The organism is Oleiphilus sp. HI0067 (genome assembly GCF_001635735.1).
Genome location: NZ_LWFI01000208.1, coordinates 1 through 656 on the forward strand (window position 1 = coordinate 1; position 656 = coordinate 656).

The window sequence follows — 656 nt, forward strand, 5'->3', positions numbered from 1 at the left end:
GTAACTGCAGAAGGCAAGGTGACTGACGTTGAAATCGTTGAATCTTCCCCTCCAAGAATTTTTGATCGTGTCGTGTTGAAGGAGGTAGCTCGATGGGAATACCTGCCTCGTTTGGTCAATGGTCAAGCGCAAGCTACGCGTGTTGTTGAGCGTAAGTATGTATTTCAGCTCTAACCGATCCATTTTACGGCATCGCAGTTTATCTCTGGTGCTCACGTTCTTTATCTCGACTGGGTTGTCGCATGTAAGTTTTGCGACCGATTTTCAAATGCCTCCAAGTGTTGCTGCGGGCGGAAGTGAAGGCTCTGCTAGTAAAAAATCCCTTGTGTCAAAAGGCACCTACAATTTACTAGTTGATGTGCAAGGTAGTATTGATGAAGGCGATATTGATGGCGCGTTTGAGAAACTTAATCGATTGATCATTCGCGTACAGAAGAACGCCTATGAAACGGCCGTCGTCTTGAAAACGGCGGGTTATATTTATGTCAGCCGCAATGAAAATACTAAGGCAATTGAGCTACTGGAATTAGCTCATAACATGAGCGCTCTGGTTCATGAAAATCAGCAAAAGTTGCGTTATGACTTGTCTCAACTTTATCTTTCTGAAGATCAATTAATTCTGTCTATTCGTTATCTACAATCTTGGTTGGAGCATG

At 43.4% G+C, this 656-nt stretch carries 2 protein-coding genes; both read left to right on the forward strand.

The window, feature by feature from the left end; genetic code table 11:
* Window positions 1-174, forward strand: a 174-nt coding sequence (locus A3739_RS31320; RefSeq protein ID WP_156502280.1) for an energy transducer TonB, incomplete at its 5' end; no start/stop codon positions are given.
* Between the two features lie 94 nt (window positions 175-268).
* On the forward strand, window positions 269-656 hold a 388-nt coding region (locus A3739_RS02715), incomplete at its 3' end, for a hypothetical protein (RefSeq protein WP_197471986.1).